Annotated in this window: 1 protein-coding gene; it reads left to right on the forward strand. The window is 58.4% G+C overall.

Features of this window, described 5'->3' with window-relative positions; translation table 11 throughout:
* Window positions 1-1,144 (forward strand): family 16 glycosylhydrolase (locus NKJ20_RS33985; RefSeq protein ID WP_352749955.1); only part of this gene is annotated, 1,144 nt, incomplete at its 5' end.
* Window positions 1,145-1,371: the final 227 nt, after the last annotated feature.

Below are 1,371 nucleotides of genomic sequence, written 5' to 3' on the forward strand. Positions count from 1 at the left end.
GAGCTACAAACTCCCAGCGAATTTCGAAAACCTGACGGTCACCGGCGACAAACACTATGCTTTCGGAAACGAGCTAAACAACATCATTGCCGGCGGCTCCGGCCAACAGACGCTCGACGGCTTGCAGGGCGATGACGTTCTCAAGGGCGGATCCGGGGCGGACATTTTCGTCGTGACCCCCGGCAACGGCAGTGACCTGATCCTCGATTTTGGCGTCGATGATACCGTGCGTGTCGGGAGCTTCGGCTTCACCTCCTTCGAGGACGTGCACGCCAACATGGTTCAGTCGGGAGCGAACGTCCGACTTAATCTGTCCAATGACGAATTTCTCGTTTTCGCCAATAAGACCATCGACCAGTTCACCCCAGGCCAGTTCGATCTGGCCCTGGACAGGTCGCATCTGGAACTCACCTTCTCGGACGAGTTCAACACGCTCGACCTGTGGAATGGCTCGAGCGGCACCTGGGACTCGAACTTCTGGTGGGGTGCCGCGAACGGCAGCTCGCTCACGAGCAATAAGGAGCTTCAATGGTATATCGACACCAACTACGCCCCGACGCGTTCGGTCAACCCGTTCAGCGTTGAGGACGGTGTTCTCACGATTACCGCCGCCCGGGCTCCCGCGGCAATCCAGCCCTACATAAACGATTACAAATACACGTCAGGTTTGCTGACGACCTATGAGTCCTTCGCACAAACCTACGGCTATTTCGAAATTCGGGCTGACATGCCCGAAAAGCAAGGTGTATGGCCGGCCTTCTGGCTTCTCCCGGCTGACGGCTCCTGGCCACCGGAACTGGACGTCGTGGAAATGCTCGGTCAGGATCCAAACAAGCTCATTATGACAAGCCACTCCAACGAGACGGGAACTCATACGACAGTGTCCTCGACGGCCTATGCCGCGGATACCGAAGGGTTCCACACTTACGGAGTGCTGTGGACAGAAGACGAACTCGTCTGGTATTTCGATGACGTCGAAGTTGCTCGTGCCGCAACGCCTTCCGATATGCACGACCCCATGTATATGCTGGTCGATCTGGCGGTTGGTGGCCTGGCGGGAGCGCCCGCCGACGGGCTTGCGACACCTGCGGAAATGCAGATCGACTACATCCACGCGTACGCGCTGAACGATTGGCATATCTAGGCGCAACACCTGACGGTGGCTGCGGTATGGAGACACCGAGCCTGATTGCGGGCACGATCCTTGCGCCGGGGACCGAACTGGAACCGATGTGAAGGCGATGTCGCATTCCCATTCGTCCGAGCCGCCACGAACAACCCTCGCTGCGGTTTTGGCTTCTTTCCGCCGCGCGTTCGCTGGAATTGCCCTGATGAGCGGCGTCGTCAATGTTCTGGCGCTGACCGGCTCGT

The sequence above is a fragment of the Mesorhizobium sp. M0185 genome (genome assembly GCF_040322175.1).
GTDB lineage: Bacteria > Pseudomonadota > Alphaproteobacteria > Rhizobiales > Rhizobiaceae > Mesorhizobium.